The organism is Sporosarcina sp. BP05, from assembly GCF_014282005.1.
GTDB lineage: Bacteria > Bacillota > Bacilli > Bacillales_A > Planococcaceae > Sporosarcina.
In genome coordinates, this window is sequence record NZ_JACFTD010000001.1 from 184,486 (window position 1) to 205,523 (window position 21,038).

At 45.7% G+C, this 21,038-nt stretch carries 20 protein-coding genes and 1 riboswitch; of the genes, 1 reads left to right on the top strand and 19 read right to left on the bottom strand.

Going from position 1 to position 21,038, the window contains the following annotated elements; genetic code table 11:
- Positions 1-2 precede the first annotated feature (2 nt).
- The 18 genes from H2672_RS00710 to H2672_RS00795 form a co-directional block, all read right to left on the bottom strand.
- Positions 3-854, bottom strand: coding sequence for a 3-hydroxybutyryl-CoA dehydrogenase (locus H2672_RS00710; protein ID WP_186667947.1), 852 nt, complete (start codon positions 852-854; stop codon positions 3-5).
- Positions 855-871: 17 nt separating this feature from the next.
- A complete protein-coding gene (locus H2672_RS00715; RefSeq protein ID WP_186667948.1) occupies positions 872-2,068 on the bottom strand; it encodes an acetyl-CoA C-acetyltransferase in 1,197 nt (398 codons plus the stop codon).
- A 177-nt stretch (positions 2,069-2,245) separates the two neighbouring features.
- Positions 2,246-4,396 carry a (Fe-S)-binding protein gene (locus H2672_RS00720; protein ID WP_186667950.1) on the bottom strand — a complete coding sequence of 717 codons (2,151 nt, stop codon included), beginning with the start codon at positions 4,394-4,396 and terminating at the stop codon, positions 2,246-2,248.
- A gap of 310 nt (positions 4,397-4,706) precedes the next feature.
- Positions 4,707-5,390, bottom strand: coding sequence for a hypothetical protein (locus tag H2672_RS00725; RefSeq protein ID WP_186667952.1), 684 nt, complete (start codon positions 5,388-5,390; stop codon positions 4,707-4,709).
- Complete coding sequence (locus H2672_RS00730; RefSeq protein WP_186667954.1) at positions 5,387-5,872, bottom strand: ECF transporter S component; 486 nt, start codon at positions 5,870-5,872, stop codon at positions 5,387-5,389. The genes H2672_RS00725 and H2672_RS00730 overlap by 4 nt, the downstream gene beginning before the upstream one ends.
- Before the next feature lie 3 nt (positions 5,873-5,875).
- Positions 5,876-6,457, bottom strand: a complete 582-nt coding sequence (locus H2672_RS00735) for a cob(I)yrinic acid a,c-diamide adenosyltransferase (protein WP_186667956.1) — start codon at positions 6,455-6,457, stop codon at positions 5,876-5,878.
- On the bottom strand, positions 6,454-6,876 hold the full coding sequence (locus tag H2672_RS00740) for a bifunctional adenosylcobinamide kinase/adenosylcobinamide-phosphate guanylyltransferase (RefSeq protein ID WP_255485226.1): 423 nt from the start codon (positions 6,874-6,876) through the stop codon (positions 6,454-6,456). The genes H2672_RS00735 and H2672_RS00740 overlap by 4 nt, the downstream gene beginning before the upstream one ends.
- Positions 6,828-7,421 carry a histidine phosphatase family protein gene (locus tag H2672_RS00745; protein ID WP_186667958.1) on the bottom strand — a complete coding sequence of 198 codons (594 nt, stop codon included), beginning with the start codon at positions 7,419-7,421 and terminating at the stop codon, positions 6,828-6,830. The genes H2672_RS00740 and H2672_RS00745 overlap by 49 nt, the downstream gene beginning before the upstream one ends.
- Positions 7,394-8,158 carry an adenosylcobinamide-GDP ribazoletransferase gene (gene cobS / locus H2672_RS00750; protein WP_186667960.1) on the bottom strand — a complete coding sequence of 255 codons (765 nt, stop codon included), beginning with the start codon at positions 8,156-8,158 and terminating at the stop codon, positions 7,394-7,396. The genes H2672_RS00745 and cobS overlap by 28 nt, the downstream gene beginning before the upstream one ends.
- Entirely contained in the window at positions 8,155-8,991 is an 837-nt protein-coding gene (locus H2672_RS00755) for a cobyric acid synthase (RefSeq protein ID WP_186667962.1), read from the bottom strand. Before H2672_RS00755 ends, cobS begins: the two co-directional genes overlap by 4 nt.
- The gene (locus tag H2672_RS00760) at positions 8,988-9,581 is read right to left on the bottom strand and encodes a bifunctional adenosylcobinamide kinase/adenosylcobinamide-phosphate guanylyltransferase (RefSeq protein ID WP_186667964.1); all 594 of its coding nucleotides are present in this window, start codon (positions 9,579-9,581) and stop codon (positions 8,988-8,990) included. Before H2672_RS00760 ends, H2672_RS00755 begins: the two co-directional genes overlap by 4 nt.
- A complete protein-coding gene (locus tag H2672_RS00765; protein WP_186667966.1) occupies positions 9,563-10,642 on the bottom strand; it encodes a pyridoxal phosphate-dependent aminotransferase in 1,080 nt (359 codons plus the stop codon). Before H2672_RS00765 ends, H2672_RS00760 begins: the two co-directional genes overlap by 19 nt.
- Complete coding sequence (gene cbiB / locus H2672_RS00770) at positions 10,629-11,585, bottom strand: adenosylcobinamide-phosphate synthase CbiB (protein WP_186668344.1); 957 nt, start codon at positions 11,583-11,585, stop codon at positions 10,629-10,631. The genes H2672_RS00765 and cbiB overlap by 14 nt, the downstream gene beginning before the upstream one ends.
- Positions 11,585-13,057, bottom strand: a complete 1,473-nt coding sequence (locus tag H2672_RS00775; protein ID WP_186667968.1) for an adenosylcobinamide amidohydrolase — start codon at positions 13,055-13,057, stop codon at positions 11,585-11,587. The genes cbiB and H2672_RS00775 overlap by 1 nt, the downstream gene beginning before the upstream one ends.
- A 1-nt stretch (position 13,058) precedes the next feature.
- Positions 13,059-14,054 carry a FecCD family ABC transporter permease gene (locus H2672_RS00780; protein ID WP_186667970.1) on the bottom strand — a complete coding sequence of 332 codons (996 nt, stop codon included), beginning with the start codon at positions 14,052-14,054 and terminating at the stop codon, positions 13,059-13,061.
- Positions 14,047-15,009 (bottom strand): ABC transporter substrate-binding protein, encoded by a 963-nt coding sequence (locus H2672_RS00785; protein WP_186667972.1) that lies wholly within the window; start codon positions 15,007-15,009, stop codon positions 14,047-14,049. The genes H2672_RS00780 and H2672_RS00785 overlap by 8 nt, the downstream gene beginning before the upstream one ends.
- Before the next feature lie 119 nt (positions 15,010-15,128).
- A riboswitch (cobalamin riboswitch) is annotated at positions 15,129-15,313 on the bottom strand.
- Between the two features lie 507 nt (positions 15,314-15,820).
- Positions 15,821-17,488, bottom strand: a complete 1,668-nt coding sequence (gene argS, locus H2672_RS00790; protein ID WP_186667974.1) for an arginine--tRNA ligase — start codon at positions 17,486-17,488, stop codon at positions 15,821-15,823.
- On the bottom strand, positions 17,485-17,928 hold the full coding sequence (locus tag H2672_RS00795) for a YwiB family protein (protein WP_186667976.1): 444 nt from the start codon (positions 17,926-17,928) through the stop codon (positions 17,485-17,487). The genes argS and H2672_RS00795 overlap by 4 nt, the downstream gene beginning before the upstream one ends.
- Positions 17,929-18,088: 160 nt before the next feature.
- On the opposite strand from H2672_RS00795, the gene H2672_RS00800 reads away from it, so the two are divergent.
- Positions 18,089-20,146, top strand: a complete 2,058-nt coding sequence (locus H2672_RS00800) for a transglycosylase domain-containing protein (RefSeq protein WP_186667978.1) — start codon at positions 18,089-18,091, stop codon at positions 20,144-20,146.
- 319 nt (positions 20,147-20,465) lie between these two features.
- Here H2672_RS00800 and H2672_RS00805 read toward each other — a convergent pair whose 3' ends face one another.
- Positions 20,466-20,996: a YwhD family protein gene (locus H2672_RS00805; RefSeq protein ID WP_186667980.1), complete on the bottom strand. Its 531-nt coding sequence runs from the start codon at positions 20,994-20,996 to the stop codon at positions 20,466-20,468.
- Positions 20,997-21,038: the final 42 nt, after the last annotated feature.

Consider the following 21,038-nt stretch of genomic DNA (forward strand, 5'->3'; position numbering starts at 1 on the left):
AGTTAGTCGTAAACGTAGAATCCTCGGCCTGACTTCTTACCTAACCATCCTGCTTTTACATATTTCCTAAGCAGTGGACATGGGCGGTATTTCGAATCGCCAAATCCTTCGTGTAGCGTTTCCATAATGTATAGACATGTATCGAGTCCGATAAAATCTGCGAGTTGAAGCGGCCCCATTGGGTGATTCATGCCGAGCTTCATGACTTCGTCAATCGCTTGTTCTGTTGCGACGCCTTCATAGAGCGTGTAGATTGCTTCGTTAATCATTGGCATAAGAATACGGTTTGCGACGAATCCCGGGAAGTCATTTACTTCTACTGGTGTTTTAGACAATTTCACTGTCATGTCTTCAACCGCTTTGTACACTTCGTCAGCAGTTGCAAGTCCGCGGATGATTTCAACCAGTTTCATCACTGGGACCGGGTTCATGAAATGCATGCCAATCACTTGTTCAGGACGCTTCGTTGCCGCTGCGATTTCCGTGATTGGAAGTGAAGATGTATTGGATGCAAGAATGGCATGTTGCGGAGCGATTTTATCCAACTTCGCGAAAATGGACTTTTTGATGTCCATATTTTCAACTGCAGCTTCGATGATAATATCAACGTCCGATGCATCTTGCAGATCAAGTGATTTCGTAATACGGCCAAGGACTGCTAGTTTTTCATCTTCCGTCATACGGCCTTTTTCGACATTGCGGGACAGATTCTTTGTAATAACTGCAAGCCCTTTCGCATAGGATTCTTCTTTTATATCATTCAGTTTTACGTCGAAGCCGGCTTGTGCACAGACTTGAGCAATTCCTCCGCCCATTTGTCCTGCACCGATAACCATTATTTTTTTAATGTCCATTGATTAACGCCTCCCGATCATTCTGATTTTGCTACTTCAATCATAATTGCGTCGCCTTGGCCTCCGCCTGAACAGATTGCCGCAATACCAATACCGCCACCTTGGCGTTTCAGTTCATGCGCAAGTGTTAAGATAATACGCGCCCCGCTTGCACCAATTGGGTGACCGAGTGCAACTGCACCGCCATTGACGTTCACTTTTTCAGGATCTAGTTCTGCAATTTGTGAGCTTGCGAGAGCAACAGCTGCAAATGCTTCGTTTATTTCAAACAGCTTTATATCTTCTAGTTTCTTACCCGTCTTTTTAAGTAATGCATTAATAACAAGCCCAGGTGTTTGCGGGAAGTTTTCAGGTTCAATAGCCACTTCTGCATGACCAATAATGACTGCTAATGGTGTTCTTCCTTCTTTTAGCGCACGCTCTTCATTCATCAACACAAGTGCACATGCTCCGTCGTTTACGCCTGGTGCGTTTCCGGCCGTAATTGTGCCATCCTTGCCGAATACCGGTCGCAATTTCGCCAGTGATTCGAGTGAAGTGTTGCGGCGTGGCGCTTCATCTGTATCGACTACAATGGAATCACCTTTACGCTGAGGGACTTCAACTGGAACGATTTCTTGTGCGAACAATCCCGCATCGATCGCATGCAATGCACGTTCGTGGCTGCGAAGTGACCATGCATCCTGCGCTTCTCGCGTTAATGAAAATTCTTTAGCCGTCAAGTTGCCGTAAATGCCCATGTGAACACGGTCTGGCGAGAATGAACAAGAAAGTCCGTCATAGATCAAACCGTCAATCAGTTCTGCATCGCCCATTTTTAATCCAAATCTTGCTTTTGGCACGTAGTAAGGTGCATTTGACATAGACTCCATTCCACCTGCAACAACGACTTCTTCATCGCCAAGACGTATTAACTGATCTCCTAGTGTGACACTGCGCATGCCTGATGCACATACTTTGTTGATGGTTTCCGTTTTTACGGACCAAGGAAGTCCACCTTTCGTCGCTGCTTGCCTAGAAGGAATTTGTCCTTGCCCTGCTTGTAGTACCGTTCCGATAATGACTTCACCGACTTCGTCTGCTGTCACGCCTGCACGATTTAATGCATCTTTGATAGCAATCCCCCCAAGATCGCTTGCTGTTAGTGATTTTAACGCTCCGCCTAATTTTGTGAATGGTGTACGTGCACCGCCTACTATGACTGTTCTTCCCATATCTATCGCCCCTTTGATGATTGTTGGTAACGCTTTCATTCCTGATTAAATTGAGCGACTGAACGCTCGCTCGATAAGTAGTTTAAGAAAAAAGGAGTGTTTCCACTCCTTTTTTTCACGCATTCTATAAGTCTAATTTTATTAATTGTACGACAATGCTGATTGTTCTGCAATGGCTTATTGCAAAATCGATTCTACTTCAACCTCAACAGCCGGCTTCCAGTCTTCACCGAAAATCGAACGTTCTAGTAATTCGGCGATGTCATATGTGCCGACAGACTCTTCTACTTCCTTCGCTTTCGTACCGTCTGACAACATCGTCAAGCAGTATGGACAGCCGGATGATATGATTCCTGGACTGACTTCAAGCGCTTGTTCTGTACGAGCGACATTGATGCGGTGACCTGTGTCTTCTTCCATCCACATAAGCCCTCCACCCGCTCCACAGCACATGCCGTCTTCACGGCTACGTTTCATCTCAACTAGATTAACGCCAGGAATTGCTTTAAGGATTTCACGTGGCGGATCATAAACGTCATTGTATCTACCTAGATAACATGAATCATGGAACGTAATTGTTTCGTCGATTGCATGCTCTGGTTTCAACTTCCCTTGAACAACAAGTTCGTAAAGCATTTCCGTATGATGAACGACTTCTGCTTTAAATCCGAAGTCAGGGTATTCATTTTTGAAGATATTGTAGGCATGCGGGTCAATTGTAACAAGTTTTGTAACGCCCGCTTTTTCGAATTCTTCAATATTAGCTGTAGCCAACTCTTGGAATAAAAACTCATTCCCCAAACGACGCGGCGTATCTCCAGAGTTCTTCTCTTTATTACCTAGAATAGCGAACTTGATGCCCGCTTCATTCATAAGGTGGACAAATGATAAAGCGATTTTTTGCGAACGGTTGTCGAATGACCCCATTGAACCTACCCAGAACAGGTAGTCAAATTCTTCGCCCGCTTTTTTCAATTCTTTAACCGTTGGAATATGAAGGTCCGGACGTGCATCTCTCCAGTTTTCTTTCTCTTTACGGTTAAGACCCCATGGATTCCCTTGACGTTCGATGTTTGTCATCGCGCGCTGTGCATCGGGATCCATTTTTCCTTCTGTCATAACAAGGTAACGGCGAAGGTCAATAATTTTGTCAACGTGTTCATTCATAACCGGACATTGGTCTTCGCAGTTACGACATGTTGTACAAGCCCAGATTTCCTCTTCGGTGATGATATCCCCGATGAGGGACGGGTTGTAAATATCATCCATTGTAGCGCCTTCAAGTCCAGCTGCAAATGCAATCTGGTTGCCTTTTGTTTTATTGAACGCAAGTGTTGGTACCCACGGTTTCTGCTTTGTAACAAGTGCACCTGTATTTGTCAGATTATCACGTAGTTTCGTAATGAGATCCATCGGGGACAGCATTTTACCTGTTCCAGATGCTGGACACATATTCGTACAACGTCCACATTCAACACAAGCGTATAAGTCGATCATTTGTAGCTGCGTAAAGTCAGTAATTTTACCTACCCCGAGTGGCGGCATCTCTTCTCCTTCTTCCACATCTTCCAATGCTTCGAAGTCGATTGGCTTTAAACGGCCTGCATGATCAAGGCGGTGGAAATAAACGTTCGCAGGTCCTGCGATCAAGTGCGCATGTTTAGATTGCGGCACATAGACCAGGAACGTCAGTAAGATTAGTAGATGGATCCACCAAGCAATGAAGAATATGACGGCTGCCCCAGTTGCCGGCATGAAACTGAAAATCGTTGCAATCGTGGATGCGATTGGTTCAGACCATGACGGTTCATGCCCTTGCCAAATCATGTTCATACCGTTTGCAAGTAATGTTGAAAGCATGAGCCCCCCGATGAAAATAAGGACTAGTCCAGATTTCCAGCCACGTTTCAAACGAACTAGCTTTTCAATATACCGACGGTGGAATGCCCACACGACTGCGACAAGTATTGTAACAGCGACGATTTCCTGGAAGAATGTGAAGGCGGGATACAATGGACCGAATGGTAAGTGTGACCCCGGTTTTAATCCTTTCCAGATAAGATCCATAGCTCCAAATTGCACGAGTAAAAACCCGTAGAAAAACAGTACGTGGATAATTCCACTTTTTTTATCTTTTAATAATTTCTTTTGTCCGAAGACGTATATCCATATTTTGCGGAGACGTTCCGAAATGTTATTATCAAACTCTTCTTTTCTCCCCAGTTTGATAAATTGAATCCGTGTTTTGATTAGATATGTGAACAACGCAAGCGCGTAAGCCACGACTGCTAGAAACAGAATCCAGTTGGCAATGATCAATGGATGCATTTATTATCTCCCCTTCCCTTATTGTTTGAATAGTACAGATAGTGTAGTCGAAAATAGGTATCGTGTCGATGTCTATTTTCTAGTTTAATTATGAATGAGCATTCAGTCAATAGAAAGTTTAGATATATCTGTCGAAATAGAAAACTCCATTGAATTCGCTGCGGCGCTCGGGGATGCCTCCCACCCCTGATAAGGCGCCTTCACTCTGTTTATATAGGTAATTAGTTGTTCAACGTAGATTGGTTTGGCCACGGATATGCTCGGTTTCACTTTCCAAAGGTAGAAAAAACCTGCAAGAACAATGCAGGTTTCAAGTATTAATCGTTAGTTTATTCAAATGGACAGCAAAAAGCGCCTTAGCTTCCTCGATTTGCATTTTTGGAATGGCTAGAAGAACAACTGTCGACGGACCGGCTGATTTCATTGGATCCAATATGGTTTCAACGCGCGCTTCCTTCATTCCAGTTAGCAAACGGACCTCTTGTAATATTCCACTTGAGCCAACTGGCCAGATTTGCTGGACGATTCCACTTTTCATCGCCTCGTGAATAAGCCGGGCGGACGCAATTTCATCTGCGCGATTTCGTACTTCATCTCCAACGAGTGGTGTGCCGTAAGTAAACCACGCACTATTTTCCTGAGTCCGCGCTGCCGATTTTTTGCCTATAATTGTTACGGCCATCGCTGACTGAACAAGTTCCATATTGGTTTCTGAACTGCCATTGATCGGCGGAACCTCAAGCCCCGCCTCGTGGAATAAATCCGTCACACCCGCCACGTAATTCCCCCAACTCGCGTTACCGCTAAAATTGTGAATGAGAATTGAAACCGGTTCCGCATGCGACGCCCATTGTTCAAGCAATGCGACGCGGGCCGCGAAATATGCTGTGATGCGGTCCGGTACATTAACTATATCCTGCAACTTTTCACCGATGCCGCCTGAATTATCGGTTGTCACGATGAAACCATTGCCGATATCAATGGCATTCCTCATCGAAGTGCCCCCATGCGACCATCCACCACATGCTGAAGTGACGGCATGACAACTGCTGCAACAACTGCGTTAACGATTGTCGCGAGCAATAGAAATGGAACTGCTCCCAAGAAAAACGCCGGTGAAATCAGGAAATAAAACGGCAGTGGTGCGATTAAACCGTTTGCCACTATGAAAAAGATCCACTTCGTCACATTGCGTCCCGCTTTGTGCAGACGTGCAAAGATGATAACGATGACGAACATTTCGAGCGCAATGAGTACATGAAAGGGTCCTAAAGGAAAACCGACATACATCGAGGAGGCCGTATGTCCGAGCATCGCCGCGATTCCTGAAAATACGGGTGGTAGAAAGGCAGCTGAGATAAGCGCCGGTACCGTATCCAGTGCCAAGGAACCGATGCCGGACGGGATTTTGATTAATCCACCGATGACACAGAGGGCTGCAAAAAAAGCCGTCAATGTGAGCCGTTTCAATTGCATCGGTCAGTCCTCCTTTTTCTTATCCGTTCGGAACACTTTTGCACTTCTTACGTATTCATTATCCGGTACGTTGACCCGTGAATTCGCAATGCGCGCTGCGACGAAAAGGTAGTCTGATAGCCTGTTCAAATAGCGTTGAACAACTGCTGGTACGTCTTCTTCAGCTTTTAAAAGTGTTACCACCCCGCGTTCTGCGCGCCTCGCAACAGTTCGTGCAATATGAAGTGTTGCAGCAGCAGGTGATCCACCTGGTAAGATGAATTTCTCCAAAGGCGGCGCTTCTTCCATCAGCACATCAATGCGTTGTTCAAGCACTTCAACCGGTTCTTCGGATAATTTATAATGACGTTCTTTCATAACATTTGCAAGGTCGCCCCCACCATCAAATAATTCGTTTTGAATGGCTTCCAAGTCTGTCAGCATATCTGCGAAAATTGCAGGATCCAGTTCCGTCATTGCTTTGCCAATGAATGAATTCAATTCATCCATCGTGCCATACGCTTCAACGCGAAGGCTGTCTTTGTCGACGCGGCCCCCTATTAAACTCGTTTTCCCTTTATCCCCTGTACGTGTGTAAATTTTCATTGTTGTTCTCCCCTTTTCTTCAAAGTTTTTGCCAAACCATACCAAATTCTCGTCACTTCATCCGCCTCTGCCATTAAGCGGTGATAGAGCCGACCGCAAGCATCGCGTAATTTTCGCTGATCTGCATCCATAGGAACGATTCCTCGTCCAATGTCCGTTAAAATGAAAACTGTATGACGGCCCTTGACGATGCAATTCATCACGTAATCAATGGCTGCTTGTTCCGATAAATTCGTTTCCGCAAGCCACTTCTCGACTCCGGCTATGACAGTTGTCTGAATGGCTTCTGTACTAACTAAGGGACTGTCTCCTAGACGATTCCCTTCTATCCACTGTACGTTTTCTTTCCCTTGCTCGGCCAGCATTTTTTTTACATAGTCTCGTTTGCCGTTATGGGCACCGCCGATATAAACGTGCATGACTTCCCCTCCCCGAATGCTTTTTCGCTTTCCCATTCAAGTCGGTAACCCGTTCCGTGCGGGATGTTCCACGACCAAAAACCTTTTTCTTCCGGTGAAAACTTCGTCAGGACTACGCGGATAGGCCCCCCATGCGTCACGACAACCGCCTGATTAGGCAATTGTTTGACTGCGGCCACTACACGTATTTCTAGATCTGTTAAACTCTCACCGCCACGTGGTACAAATGCATACGGATCATCAATCCATTTTCGATAGTCCATATCCTTTTCAAGTTCCGCATATGTTTTTCCTTCAAACTCGCCAAAATTACATTCACGCCAACTGGCAGCTGTTTCAATAGACGCTTGCGGGAAATAGCGTACGGCACTTTGTTTTGCACGACGAAGATCACTGCTGTAAACGTGTTTCGGGGCTTCGGGTAGACGCCAGTTCCAGGTAGCCGATTCCAAAATCGGTTCATCCGTCCAGCCAATATATTTCCGTTCTTTGTTACCTAATGTAGGAAGATGCCGAATCAGATGAAGCACAAAACCGCTAGCCATAACAACGCCTCCATTCCTTCAATGAATGCACCGCATAGGTCGCCCGTGACGCCTCCGAAATGTTTCAACGACCAGTTACGGAACGTGAAAAATGCTACTGCAATTACAATCGCTATCACAACTGGAATCAGTATACTCTTTAACATAAGCCCTACCGCGAATAAAATCACTGCACTGCTTACTAGAGTCCAGCTGATTAGCACAGTTGTTGACATCTTTTCTTTGAAAAAGTGTGCGATTCCTTTGTCTTTTGCAAGACGAACAGTTGAGAAGTACAGGTTCATGGTCGCTCTTGCTAGGAAAGGAATTGCTAGGAACAACGCAAGATTCCCTGTACCACGCATCAGAATTTCATTGAACACAGCGATTTTCACGACGATTAATAACACCAGTGCCATCGTTCCAAATGCACCAAGTCGTGGATCCTCTAGAATTTCAAGTCGTTTTTCTCGGTCTTTGTATGAAAAGAATGCATCGCCCGTATCCGCCCAGCCATCCAGGTGTAAACCACCTGTCAGTATGATCGCCGTCATAACGATGAGTACCGAAGCAAGAAGTGTACCGACATGCAAATAATTCACTAGAAGTTCCGACACACCGTACATCGCGAGCCCAATTGCCGCCCCAACGAAAGGTAACGCCACATACATTGCCGTCACTTCTTTTCGGCCGAGCGGCAATTCTTTTTGCACCGGGATTGCAGTGAAAAATTGTATGGCTAACAACAATCCTGTCATTTCATCACTCCGGATGGTGACAAAATTTCTTTTATCAGCGGCCAGTTGAGATGCGCCAAGACATGTTTTGCCCACGCATCATAGACGTCGACTCCCGCAGGAGCTTTCATAACCGGTCGATCCATATCTTCCTCTTCGATGCCGTGATCGACTTTATAAGGGATAACGCCTGCCACTGGAATACCCGTGTAGGTTTCGATGAATTCAATACCTTCTTGGAATAAAGAAACGTCACCATGGAATTTATTGATAATAATAGCTTTGACTCGTTTTCGATGTTCAGGTGGTAAAAGTTGCAGCGTCCCGACAATTGATGCAATAGCACCACCGCGATCAATATCCGCAACCAAAACAGCAGGTACATCCGCAATTTCTGCCACGCGCATATTCACAATTTCTCTATCGTTGAGATTCACTTCCGCCGGACTTCCTGCACCTTCGATAATGACCGTTTCATACGTTTCCGCCAGTTTGGCAAGTGACGTTTTAATCGCCTCAACTCCGCGCGCGAAGAACTGTTCGCGATACGCCATTCCAGCTATTGGACCAAACTTCTCTCCGAAAAAAAGCACTTCCGACTTCATGTCGGCAACTGGTTTCAGCAAAATTGGATTCATATAAATCGATGGCTTTGTTCTAGCTGCCTGTGCTTGAATGAATTGCGCACGGCTCATTTCTTCGCCCTTTTCCGTTGTCGCTGAAAAACCGGACATATTTTGTGATTTGAAGGGTGTTACCCGTACGCCTTCGTCCGATAAAATGCGGCATAGCGCTGTACAAATCATCGTTTTCCCAGAGTCCGATGCTGTTCCTAAAACAATCAACCCATTCATTGCTTCATCTCCTGCCGTTCGTTTTTCCATACGATTGGAATTCCGTAATCCATTTCAATTGCTGTATCCGCTTTTTTGACAAGCGCTTGGTGAATACGGCCGAGCCACAACCTGTAGATTTCCGTTTCAGCGTAGTTTGACGGCAGTTCGTCTAAAACTTCATTCGAAACAATTACGAGATGAGCAGCTTGCGACACTAGTGCGTCAATCGTTGTATACAACTGTGTTTCCTTCTGCTCTATACAGCCCGCTTGTTCAATACAAGGCTTCCCCGACTCCCAACCCACGTATAACTCATTCGCCAGCCATGTAGTTAGGCAATCCCATAACACATAATCACCTGGTTGAATGGAGGGCACTATCTTTTCCAGCTCGAAGGGTTGTTCAAAGGTCGTCCAACTATGGATGGAACGATCCGATTTGTGACGTTCAATACGCGCCTGCATTTCTGAGTCTGTTGCGATGCCGGAAGCAATGTAAACAAGCCGAGCCGCGTTTTTCTGCGCTTCATTAACAAGCAGCTTTTCTGCATAGGCACTTTTCCCGCTTCTAACGCCGCCACTTATGAACGTCAGTTTTCCGCAAACCATTGTGACAGCTCCTTCTTCAAGATGTTCATGGACGCATCGTTTTTCATGCCAATCCGCAACCATCTGCCATCCATGCCGCGGAAATTTTGTGAATGACGGAGGACAATTCCACGTACCAGCATATCTTCATACAACTTATTCGAATCACGGTCAGCACCCAGTGTGAATGAAATAAAATTCGTAACGGAATTTGTAACCTTACAACCATTATCCGTTAAAAACTGCATCATCTTTTCTCGTTCACTGTTACTATACTGAATTGCCTGTTCGCGGTAGTGCTCTTCCTGAAGGCACACCGCACCGATTTGTGCTGCTAGTCCGTTAACATTCCAATGCGGTGCAAGTGCTTTTATCTCCTTAATAATCGATGGATTTGCCACAATATAACCAAGGCGTATCCCCGGAATGGCATACATTTTCGTCATAGAGCGAACGACAATGACGTGCGGATTATTCTTTATTTCTGCAATGAAGGACAGTGATTCATCAACGAAATCGATAAAGGCCTCGTCCAATACGACGTCACAACCTACTTCAGCGCCGCGCTGTATAATCACGTTCAAGTCCGTGCGTTCAGGCATGATTCCAGTCGGATTGTTTGGTGTGCAAAGGTACAGAACAGATGCTGAAGTCATGGCTTCGAGGATTGCTTCCAGTGGCAATTTAAAGCCATCACGCTCCTGTGCAAAAACAAGAACAATCTCCACATCCTTCGCCAAGAGCGTCGCTTCGTATTCTGAAAACGTCGGGTGCACGACAATCGCTCGCTTTGCACGGTAACGCTCTGCCAGAAGTGCCAGTAGTTCTGCCGCCCCGTTCCCAGCGAATAAACAATCAGTTGAAACACCATGATAATCGGCCGCCGCTGATAGAAACGGCTCCCCTTGTGGATTTGGATAAGCCTTAAGCAACTCTAGTAAACTTGGCCACATTTCTGTAACTGATTCAGGAGGCCCCGCCGGATTGACATTTTCACTGAAATCCACTAACTGTGCAGGCGGTTCAATGCCCAGTGTCGCGTAAACGTTGTGCGGATTTGCACCATGTTCAGGTAGTTGCATAAAAAGCCACTCCAATCACCGTCATTACTAGCCAGAAAATAAACGCTATGCTATGCATCTGTGTAATGGTTTGTTTAATATGTATTGCGGTAAGTGGAGTATTGCCTGGACCAAGCTCAGGTCGTTTCGATACGATTCCACGGTATGTACTTGTTCCGCCAAGCGTAACACCAAGTTGCCAAGCCGTCGCTGCCTCCAAATATCCGCTGTTCGGACTTGGATGTTTTCTTGCATCTTTGCTCCAGCCAGCAAAGCGTTTCCAAAAGGACAATTGACTTTTATTCGGCGTGTATAAAATGATCAGAAAACCCGTCACACGTGCTGGTATGAAATTCAAAATATCATCCGCACGAGCAGAAAATTTTCCAAACTTCTCATACCGTTCGTCTTTATAACCAATCATCGAATCCAGTGTATTCACCGTTTTGTACATCCACAGACCAGGGGCTCCCAGTAGAAATGCCCAAAATAATGGCGATGTAATGCCGTCCGCACTATTTTCTGACACGGTTTCAACAGTCCCGCGCACGATGCCACTTTCTTGTAGTTTATCGGTATCGCGACCGACAATCCACGACAACTTCGTTCGTGCTGCTGGTAGATCATTTGCGGCGAGCGGGCGATAAACGTCAAGTGCAGCGTCGCGTAAACTTTTTTGTGCCAGCCCGATGGCAATCAGAATTGATTCCACGCCAATCCCGACATAGATATTGAATTGATAGGCAAAACCAACTACAGCAAAAACAATGCCCAATACAATCCCGACTGTGATGAAGAATGTAGACGCTCCTTTTAACGTGCGGAACCGACCTTTATTCATAACGCTAGTCAATTTGGAGATGAACGTTCCAATCCAGCGGACCGGATGCGGCCATTTCGGTGGATCTCCAATCATTCTGTCGAGCAGAAAACCGATTGCGATGGCGATAAAATGTGCAGGTATCAAATTGTCCACCCTTTCGCCTTTTTGTAAGCACGGATTGCCCGTACAGTACAGTCATACACTCCATGGCCAATCAGTTTTCCGAGCGGCGTGATTGGACCTGCATATGGAAGGAATTCTCCTTGTTGTGTTGCCGCAACAAGCAGGCTGTCCGTCGATGTACCCGTCGCAATTGTGCCAGTGAGCGGATCTGTTATGGATTCCATCTGAAGTGCTTTCGTTTTCGCTTCTGTCGCGGTTATCATTGCTTGGATAAATGCCTCATCGGGTAGCTGACCGTTGACGATAACCCATGTATTGATGGTCCCGACGCGAGGTTTCTGATCACGCGTGAGTGCTAGCGACACATCGACGGCATTGCCGACGCCAGCTGTTACCGCAATCAGAATCGTTCCGAAATCCCCTGTGTATTCCTCGACTTCAGTATGCTCCGTCGTGACCGCGGTCATCATACCGACCGTATCCGTCAGATGAAAACCTTGCTGTTCAAGGTAGGAAGTGTTTTCAGCTTTGACGTCGTCTACATTGTAATCGACATCCACATGCCGGTTGACAAACGAGCGATACCAGCCTGTTCCGGCGTTATGAACGGCGGAGGAAATTGTTTTCAACGGGTATTTTGTTCGGAGTGCAACAAAATCCGATGCTATCGAAAAGTCCTCTTTTACAACTGTGAAAGGTTTTATTTCCTCTTTTGTATCCGGCAAAAGTGTAATTTGAGGTTTTGGCAATTCGGGATGAGGCTGTGATTTTATACGTGCACCGTACACAGATTGAATTGCCTCTTCCTTCACTACGTCTTGTGGGACACCTATTCTGGCAATCTTGCCTTTATCCATCAAGAGAAGCCGGTCACAGTATAAAGAAGCCAAATTGATATCGTGGAACACCGAAATGACCGTCAACCCTTTGTCGATTGCCTGCTGGCGAATCGTATCAAGTAATTGTTGCTGATGGGCGATGTCCAAGTGGTTCGTTGGTTCATCGAGCAATAAAATCGGAGCTTCCTGTGCGAGTGCCTGTGCAACGAAAACGCGTTGCTGTTCACCACCGGATAGCAGTTCTATCGAGTTGTCAGCATAGCGTGAGATTGACATACTATTTATGGCATTAGTGACAGCGCGCTCGTCTTCATCTGACCATGAGGAAAATAACCCCGATTGGTGTGGATAGCGGCCGAGTTCTACCGTTTCACGAACAGTGTGAGAAAATGCATGTGCATGGAGTTGTGGCAGGACGGCTACTTTTTTGGCGAATTCTTTTTGTGAATAAGTAGACGCGTCTTGCCCATCTATCGTGACAGAGCCTGTTTCCTTCGGGAGAATGCCTGAAATAATTTTCAATAATGTCGATTTACCACTGCCGTTGGGTCCAAGTATGCCGAGTACTTCGCCTTTATTGACAGTGAATGTTACTGCTTTCACAATTGATTCTTTACCATAACCGCCGGAAACATTGTCGACTTTTAACATGTCACATTCCCCCTTTCCTTCGTTGTTTATAGAAGATAAATGCAAATACGGGTGCACCGATAAACGCTGTGATGACACCTACTGGAAGTTCTGTTGGCGAAATGATCGTCCGTGCAATTAAATCACAAATGATGAGCAACGTCGCACCGTTCATGAATGACAATGTCAGGAGATGGCGATGATCAGATCCCCATAGAAGTCGCGTCATATGAGGGACGACTAGGCCGACAAAGCCAATTGTGCCGGACACCGCGACTGCAGAACCTGTCAGGATGGATCCACCAATCAAAATGGTAAACTTACGGCGTTTGACGTTGACACCTAAATGATGCGCCCGTTCTTCGCCGAATAACATCGCATTCAATTCGCGGCGATTCATCCACAGCATGAACGAGCCAACGACGACGAATGGCAAGATCATCGTAATATAGCTCCAACCCCTCATCGAGACACTGCCGAGAAGCCAACCAATAATTTGGCGTAGCTCTTCCCCAGTGAGCGCAATCATAAGTGATAGCACAGAACCGAGGAACGAACCGAAAATGATTCCGGTCAAAATAATTGTTTCCATTCTCATTGCGCGATCAACGAGGCGTGCGAATCCGAGAACAAAGAACATTGTCAGTGCAGCACCAACCATACTGAATACAGGAAGCGTATAAATGCCTAAAAACGGGATGGAAATACCAAAAAAGAGCGTCATAACAGCACCTACCGAGGCGCCGGATGACACTCCGAGGGTATATGGATCAGCAAGCGGATTTTTCAGCAGCCCCTGGAAGGCAGCTCCTGAAATCGCGAGCGAGGCGCCGACAAGTCCAGCAAGCACGACACGCGGCATGCGAATTTTCCACAAAATATTGGTAGCCGTTGCATCCGCCCCTGCATTCCATAACGTACTAATCGGTATCTTCACAGACCCGATCGACACACCGAGCCATACCGCCACTAGAAGCGCGGCGGCAGAAACGATGTAGGCAACGCTAGATTTACTCACCAAAAGCCTCTGGATAAATGGCTTTCGCTATTTCTTCAAGGCCTTCAGCAAGACGGGGGCCTGTACGGCTCGTGATATTCTCTTGAACTTGAACAACTGCTTTTTCTTTAATTGCCGTAATTGAATCAAAACCTGGACGTGCATAAACGTCTGCAACGGCCGTTTCGATGTAGTCATACAACACAATAATGACATCAGGATTGCGGTTAACGATCTCTTCCGGATCTATCATGAACCAGCCTTCTTGATCGGCAGCACTATTTTCAGCACCAATCATTTCAAGCATTTGATCCATAAATGTATTTTTACCTGGTGTGTAGATTTCTGGCGCCGGTGATGTTTCAACGAAAACTGTTTTTTGCTTTTCAACTTTTGCAGTTTTAGCTAGAACTTCTTCGACTTTCGCTTTCATGTCCGTAATGATTTTCTCTGCTTCTACTGTTTTACCAGTCGCTTTACCGATTGTTTCAATCGTTGTGTACGTTTCTTCAAAATTTGCTGCGTTTTTCACAACAAAAACAGTAATTCCTGCGTCACGGATTTGCTGCAGTCCTGCTTCACCTGATCCAAGTCCCGATTCATGTGCAAAAACGATTTCAGGATTCATGGAAACGATTTTCTCAACGTTAAATTCGATACCGCCGATTTTCTCTTTTTCAAGTGCTTCTGCGGGATAATCATCGTAGTCATTTACGCCGACAACTTCAGCAGCTAGACCAAGTTCAAACAAAATTTCCGTGTTGCTCGGCATCATCGAGACAATCGTTGCCGGTGCAGTTTCTAACGTGATTTCTTTGCCAACCGCATCCGTTAGCGTAATTGGAAAATCAGCTTCGACCTCTTCTGCTTTCGGTGTTCCAGCTACTTCTGGCTTTTCTGTTGTTGCAGTTCCACATGCTGCGAGCAGAAATACTGCAAGAAATGCCGTTAGTCCTAATTGCCAAATCTTTTTCATGTTGTTTTCCTCCTGTTTGGTCCAAATAAAAATCCCCCGTAATTGCTACGGAGGAATAAGTTGAGTAAAAATCTAGACGCACAGTGACGCCGATTTTCACTAATCCTATCCTCGTAGGGTACGTGTGATCCATAAAGGCAGGTCTCCTGGCTTGTGTTCAAGGCTTGTCGCGTCTTCCCGGAAATTTTTCCAGTGACAATTTGCGACTAACTCACACTTACAGTGGCGGGACCGCATCGGCATTGAACCGACTTCCCTTTTAACCCCGTTTTTAATGCGGGGCACCTTTATGTTTGGTATGTATTTTGTTCAACTTTCAGTATACTACAAATTTTTATTGTGTCGATAGCAAGAGGGATTTGTAGATTTAGAGAGAATATCTGCATGTGAAAAAACCGCCATACCTGAAAGAGAAAACCTCTTTCAGGTATGGCGGTTATATTTAGAGTTAAGGAAAGTAATAGAGTCTCGTACTTTGGATAGTTTAGAACGTGAAGTGTTCACGTCTAGACTCCAGCGCCTAGAGGCTAGGGTCATAAGTCGGTCCGGCTACACGGCAAAGGACGCCGTTTGGGCCTGCAGGATGCAGGTCATGCAGTCGTTGCGACACGACGTCGCGAACTTAGACTGCCTTCCTTTACCCGTCTTATGCCTGTCGCGTCTGGGCGGCGCCTTCCGCTTTTGAACACGGCTAGACTCCAGCGCCTAGCTCCTCGGGTCACTTCAGTCTTGCTGATAAAGGCAACGAACGCCTTTATCTTCAAGCCTTTCAGTGCCTGTCGGAGCTGAACAGGCGCTTCCGCTTTTGAACTTACATTTTCTCCGGCGCGGAAACCCCAATCAGTTTCAACGCATTTGCAATTGTTGTGCGTGTGATTGTAATGAGTGCCAGTCGCGCTTCCGATAATTCACGGTTGTCTGGATCTAACACTTTTTCTGCGTTATAGAAACTATGGAAAGTCGCAGCAAGTTCTTGGATATACGTTGCAACGCGGTGCGGTGAACGAATTCTCGCGGAATCACTGATTACTTGTGGGAAGTCACCAATTTTCTTCAGTAATTCCAACTCTTTTTCAGCTTGCAATAAAGATACATTATCCACAGACGCAACCATTCCATTTTCATCTGCTTGACGCAAGATTGATGAAATCCGTGCATGCGCATATTGCGCGTAATACACAGGGTTTTCATTGGACTGAGAAATCGCAAGGTCTAGGTCGAAGTCCATTTGCGAGTCGCCTGAGCGCATTGCGAAGAAGTAACGGACTGCATCCAAACCAACTTCTTCAACTAGCTCACGCAATGTTACGGCTTTCCCCGTGCGCTTGCTCATCTTGAACTTCTCTCCATCTTTAAACAACTGAACCATTTGGACGACGCCGACTTCGAGTGTGTCGTTGCCGTAACCAAGCGCTTCGATTGCCGCTTTCATCCGCGGAATATAACCGTGGTGATCTGCGCCCCAAATATTGATCAATTTATCGAATCCACGGAACAATTTATCCTCATGGTACGCGATGTCTGGCATCAAATACGTGTACGTACCATCGTTTTTAATTAACACACGGTCTTTGTCGTCCCCGAAAGTTGTTGAACGGAACCATGTCGCGCCATCTTCTTCAAAGACATGACCATTGGCACGTAATTTATCAAGCGCAACATCAATTTTGCCGTTTTTATATAATGAAGTTTCGGAGAACCAGACATCAAACGATACACGGAAATTGGCAAGGTCTGTCTTTAGTTTCTCTAATTCATGATCAAGGCCGTATTGGCGGAAGAATGCATAACGCTCTTCATCTGGAGTATGGACGTACTTATCGCCATATTCAGCTACCAACATTTTCCCGATATTAATAATGTCAGGCCCCTGGTAGCCGTCTTCCGGCATTTCTTTTTCCAAACCGAGTGCTTGGAAATAACGTGCTTCAACAGAAGTAGCCAGGTTGTGCACTTGATTTCCCGCATCGTTAATGTAGTATTCGCGCGCTACATCGTACCCAGCGAAATCAAGAACGTTGGATAGAGAATCGCCAAGAGAAGCTCCGCGTGCATGTCCAAGGTGAAGATCACCTGTTGGATTGGCAGAAACGAATTCAACTTGGACTTTTTGTTTATTGCCGAAGTTTGAACGGCCGTAGTTCTCGCCTTGCTCAAGAACGGTCTTGACGATGTCGCCTAAGTAATCCGTTTTTAATTTGATATTGATAAAACCAGGGCCTGCAATCTCAATCGATTCGATTGATGTGCCATCTGTATTTAACTTTTCAAGAATCGCTTCCGCAATCGCACGCGGTGGCTTTTTCGCTAATTTTGTCAATTGCATAGCAATGTTAGTTGCATAATCGCCATTGTCTTTGTTATTAGGCGTTTCAAGCATAATGTCTGGTATAGCCGTTTCTTCTGCCAAGCCCGCATCAATTACGGCTTGGCGCAGTGCTGTTTTCACCTCGTGTTGAATCTGTTCTACCGCGTTCATATTGTTCCCTCCGTGTATGTAATAGTCAGTTCGTATGTTCCGAGAAGTGATCCTTCTGCATGTAAATCATAGTTCACATTGAATCGTCCGCCCGAATTATCTTTTTGCTCTGTAAAGTCGAGCTTGTCCGTTTTGACAACTAAGTCAAACGTAGCTGGCCCACTGCCGTACGATCCTGGTCGTTCGCCAGCAGCAACAAACGGCAACCGCATCGTAACAGCACCTCGACGCATAATGAGCGCATCTGTGGAGTCCAATTTAACAATTGTTTGAACCGACTTTCCACTTTGTTGTTCTTCATATTTCAAATAAGATTTGCCTGCTTTTTCTATCAACAAACCTTTAGCATTCAATTCGTGCTTCTCCTCGTCTTGGCCTGGATGGCGAATAGACGAATGGAGCTTAATCGTTACATATCGCTCTTTTTCCCGCGATTCCATACACTCACTGTCCTTTACATGAAAACATCTTCTTATTATATCCTTTTTACCGTCTACATTTCAATCTATCCGAGGCAATGCATGTTTTTACGCATGTTCCGTTTAATCTGTTTCTATGCGTCCCATACTAGATGCAATGATATGGACGGGACGGGATCGTATGCAACGGACAGTATATGTGAAACAGAAAAAAAGACGCTCGGCGTTACGACGGCTGTTGCTGCTAACCGTCACGATGATAATGGCGACGCTGACCATCTTCCTATCGCTCAGGCTATATGCTCAAATTACAGGCGCACCTTCTTTAAGCGTGCCAAAAGCTTCTGTCTTTCTTGATAAAGACGGCAGGCAAATTGGCGACCGATTTTCCGCGGAAAGACGGTACTGGGTTGACCTCGATGACATGTCACCGTTTCTAATCGATGCAGTCATTGCGACAGAAGACAAGAATTTTTATACCCATAACGGTTTTGATTATAGACGGATTGCAGGCGCCCTTTTAAAAGATGCGAAATCGGGGCGCAAAGTAGAAGGTGCCAGCACAATTACCATGCAATATGCGAAAAACTTGTATTTGACGTTTGAAAAGACGTGGAAACGTAAAATCACTGAAGCACTTTACGCCTATCGAATGGAAATATTTTATGAAAAAGATGTCATTTTGGAAGGTTATTTGAATACCGTTTACTTCGGACATGGCATGTATGGTGTCGAGGCGGCAAGTAAATTTTATTTCGGAAAGTCAGCAAAAGATCTGACGTTGGAAGAGTCCGCTGTTATTACCGCCATCGCGAAAGGGCCTTCAGTTTATTCGCCAATTGAAAATCCCGAGAAATCGAGGGAACGAACATTGCTGGTGCTGTCACTTATGGAGGCGCAAGGGTATATTACTACTCGCCAAGAAGAGCGAGCAACGAACGAACAAATCACATTAAAAAACCGTGAATGGGCTGACTCTAAACGCGTTGCCCCCTATTTTTTGGATGAAGTGTGGCGCGAGGCTGAAAAAGTACTCGCGGCGAAAGGGCGCTATCCCGCAGAGGGCGGTTGGACAATCCGGACAACGCTTAACCCGTTACACCAACAAGCAGCCGAAGAAACAATTACAAAATGGATGCCGGACAGCGGTTTACAAGTTGGATTCATGTCGATTGAAACTGGAACGGGTGCAATCACATCGCTCGTCGGCGGCATGAATTATACCGAAAGTCCGTTCAATCGGGCGACTCAAGCAAAGCGCCAGCCTGGCTCTGCGATGAAACCGATTCTATATGCGGCGGCACTCGAAGACGGGTTCAGTCCGCTGACATTTTTATCGACCGAAAAGACCATTTTCACTTACGACGAAGGTCGCTCGACATATGAACCAAACAATGTGAACGGTAAATTTGCCGGTCATCCTATCTCGCTTGCACAAGCACTGGCGATTTCCGATAATATTTACGCAGTAAAAACGCTTGAAGATATCGGCTATAAGAAATTCAGTAAAATGGCTAAACGTCTTGGCATCGAGGGTGAATTCCCGGAATCTCCTGCAACCGCACTCGGTACCTCGCTTGTCACGCTTTCCGACATGACGAATGCTTATAACCGAGTTGCATCGGGCGGTATCGAAACAGTCCCGACGACAATTCTATCCATAACGGATGCAGAGGGAAAAACGGTCTATGAACATCCAAAAATGAGCAAGAAACAGGTTATCAGTGAGCAGGATGCATTTGTCCTCACCCATTTGATGACTGGTATGTTCGATCCTGTGTTCAACGACTATTCTTCTGCCACTGGATTATCCATGCGACAAAAGCAAACGAGACCGTATGCCGCAAAATCTGGGACGACGATTTCAGATCAATACTTAATTGGCTACACCCCTTCATTAACGGCGGGAATTTGGACCGGTTATGACGTTGGAAAACAACTGACCGACATGACAGATAAAGCAGCGTCGAAAAAAATATGGATCGACTTCATGGAGACCGTCAATCGCGGCACTCCACCCGAACCATTCATCCCCCCGAAAGGAGTCAACGGTGTCATCATCGACGTTGACACTGGTGGTATCGCGATAAATGAATGCGAGAAACAGCGGCTCGTTTATGTAAAAGAGAAGGATATGCCTCAAAAGTTATGTACGGATAAAACACTGCGGGAACAGCGCTCAGTAGGCGAAACCGATGGGAAGAAGTTTGAACTGTTTCCGTTTTCATTTTTTGAGTGAGTTCGGTTGAGGTTTATCATCGGTTCGCGTGGGATATGATTGGTCAGCAGGTAGATATGATTGCTTCACTTCCTAAGTCATCAAAATCAAAAAAGCTTTCCTCTCCCAAATTAATTCGGGGAAGGAAAGCTTTTTTACCGTTCAAGGCGTCCTGCTAAACGATGTATCACGCTTGGGTTTGTTTGATACGGTATTTATCAGGAAATGCACGATTCCGGTTGTCCTAGCTTACAATTGCAAGCTGTAATTTAAGTGTACTGCCTTTCAGGCTGACATTCAACCTCAGATTGGGAAGTATGCCGAATTTGTCGCTATTTGTTCACAACTCTGGCGAATCAACACTCAAATCAATATGCAGTTTTGGTTCACTTCTATCCCACATTTCCTTATTATGAGCTGCAAGGAAGTCAGCTAAAATCTGCTTTGATTTATCATCCATATGCTCAACGATGATATTCCGTTTCATCGATTTATCCATCCGATTCACGTGATCAGCGAGCACTTTATATCCCCGACGTTTTTCACGATTAACGACCATTTCACACGCTGTAACGCCTGCATAATAAGGTCCCTGTTCCTGAAAGTCAATTGTAACCCAGACGAGCCAGTACGGTTTTCCACCTTCTGAGTCTTCGCGATTTAGCGTAAACTTGACCCCGCGTTCTGTGTCACTTCTAGCATGCATGGCACCGATTTCAATCCGTGCAACACCTTCTTCGACATCGATAATGACCGGCGACACGTTTTCAAGTGACAACGAACCAATCCCGTATCCGCCATGACCGTCAGTCGGATCGTCCTTTATAATTGTGAAACCCAATTTCTGTTTCGGTTTATTTTCATTTGTCATTTATTCGTCCCCTCCAAATCTGATACTATGTATACTATACCC

Coding starts and splice junctions, on each gene's coding strand:
- H2672_RS00710 (WP_186667947.1), bottom strand. CDS start 854: ATGGACATTAAAAAAATAATGGTTATCGGTGCAGGACAAATGGGCGGA.
- H2672_RS00715 (WP_186667948.1), bottom strand. CDS start 2,068: ATGGGAAGAACAGTCATAGTAGGCGGTGCACGTACACCATTCACAAAA.
- H2672_RS00720 (WP_186667950.1), bottom strand. CDS start 4,396: ATGCATCCATTGATCATTGCCAACTGGATTCTGTTTCTAGCAGTCGTG.
- H2672_RS00725 (WP_186667952.1), bottom strand. CDS start 5,390: ATGAGGAATGCCATTGATATCGGCAATGGTTTCATCGTGACAACCGAT.
- H2672_RS00730 (WP_186667954.1), bottom strand. CDS start 5,872: ATGCAATTGAAACGGCTCACATTGACGGCTTTTTTTGCAGCCCTCTGT.
- H2672_RS00735 (WP_186667956.1), bottom strand. CDS start 6,457: ATGAAAATTTACACACGTACAGGGGATAAAGGGAAAACGAGTTTAATA.
- H2672_RS00740 (WP_255485226.1), bottom strand. CDS start 6,876: ATGCACGTTTATATCGGCGGTGCCCATAACGGCAAACGAGACTATGTA.
- H2672_RS00745 (WP_186667958.1), bottom strand. CDS start 7,421: ATGGCTAGCGGTTTTGTGCTTCATCTGATTCGGCATCTTCCTACATTA.
- cobS (WP_186667960.1), bottom strand. CDS start 8,158: ATGACAGGATTGTTGTTAGCCATACAATTTTTCACTGCAATCCCGGTG.
- H2672_RS00755 (WP_186667962.1), bottom strand. CDS start 8,991: ATGAATGGGTTGATTGTTTTAGGAACAGCATCGGACTCTGGGAAAACG.
- H2672_RS00760 (WP_186667964.1), bottom strand. CDS start 9,581: ATGGTTTGCGGAAAACTGACGTTCATAAGTGGCGGCGTTAGAAGCGGG.
- H2672_RS00765 (WP_186667966.1), bottom strand. CDS start 10,642: ATGCAACTACCTGAACATGGTGCAAATCCGCACAACGTTTACGCGACA.
- H2672_RS00775 (WP_186667968.1), bottom strand. CDS start 13,057: ATGTTAAAAGTCGACAATGTTTCCGGCGGTTATGGTAAAGAATCAATT.
- H2672_RS00785 (WP_186667972.1), bottom strand. CDS start 15,009: ATGAAAAAGATTTGGCAATTAGGACTAACGGCATTTCTTGCAGTATTT.
- argS (WP_186667974.1), bottom strand. CDS start 17,488: ATGAACGCGGTAGAACAGATTCAACACGAGGTGAAAACAGCACTGCGC.
- H2672_RS00795 (WP_186667976.1), bottom strand. CDS start 17,928: ATGGAATCGCGGGAAAAAGAGCGATATGTAACGATTAAGCTCCATTCG.
- H2672_RS00800 (WP_186667978.1), top strand. CDS start 18,089: ATGCAACGGACAGTATATGTGAAACAGAAAAAAAGACGCTCGGCGTTA.
- H2672_RS00805 (WP_186667980.1), bottom strand. CDS start 20,996: ATGACAAATGAAAATAAACCGAAACAGAAATTGGGTTTCACAATTATA.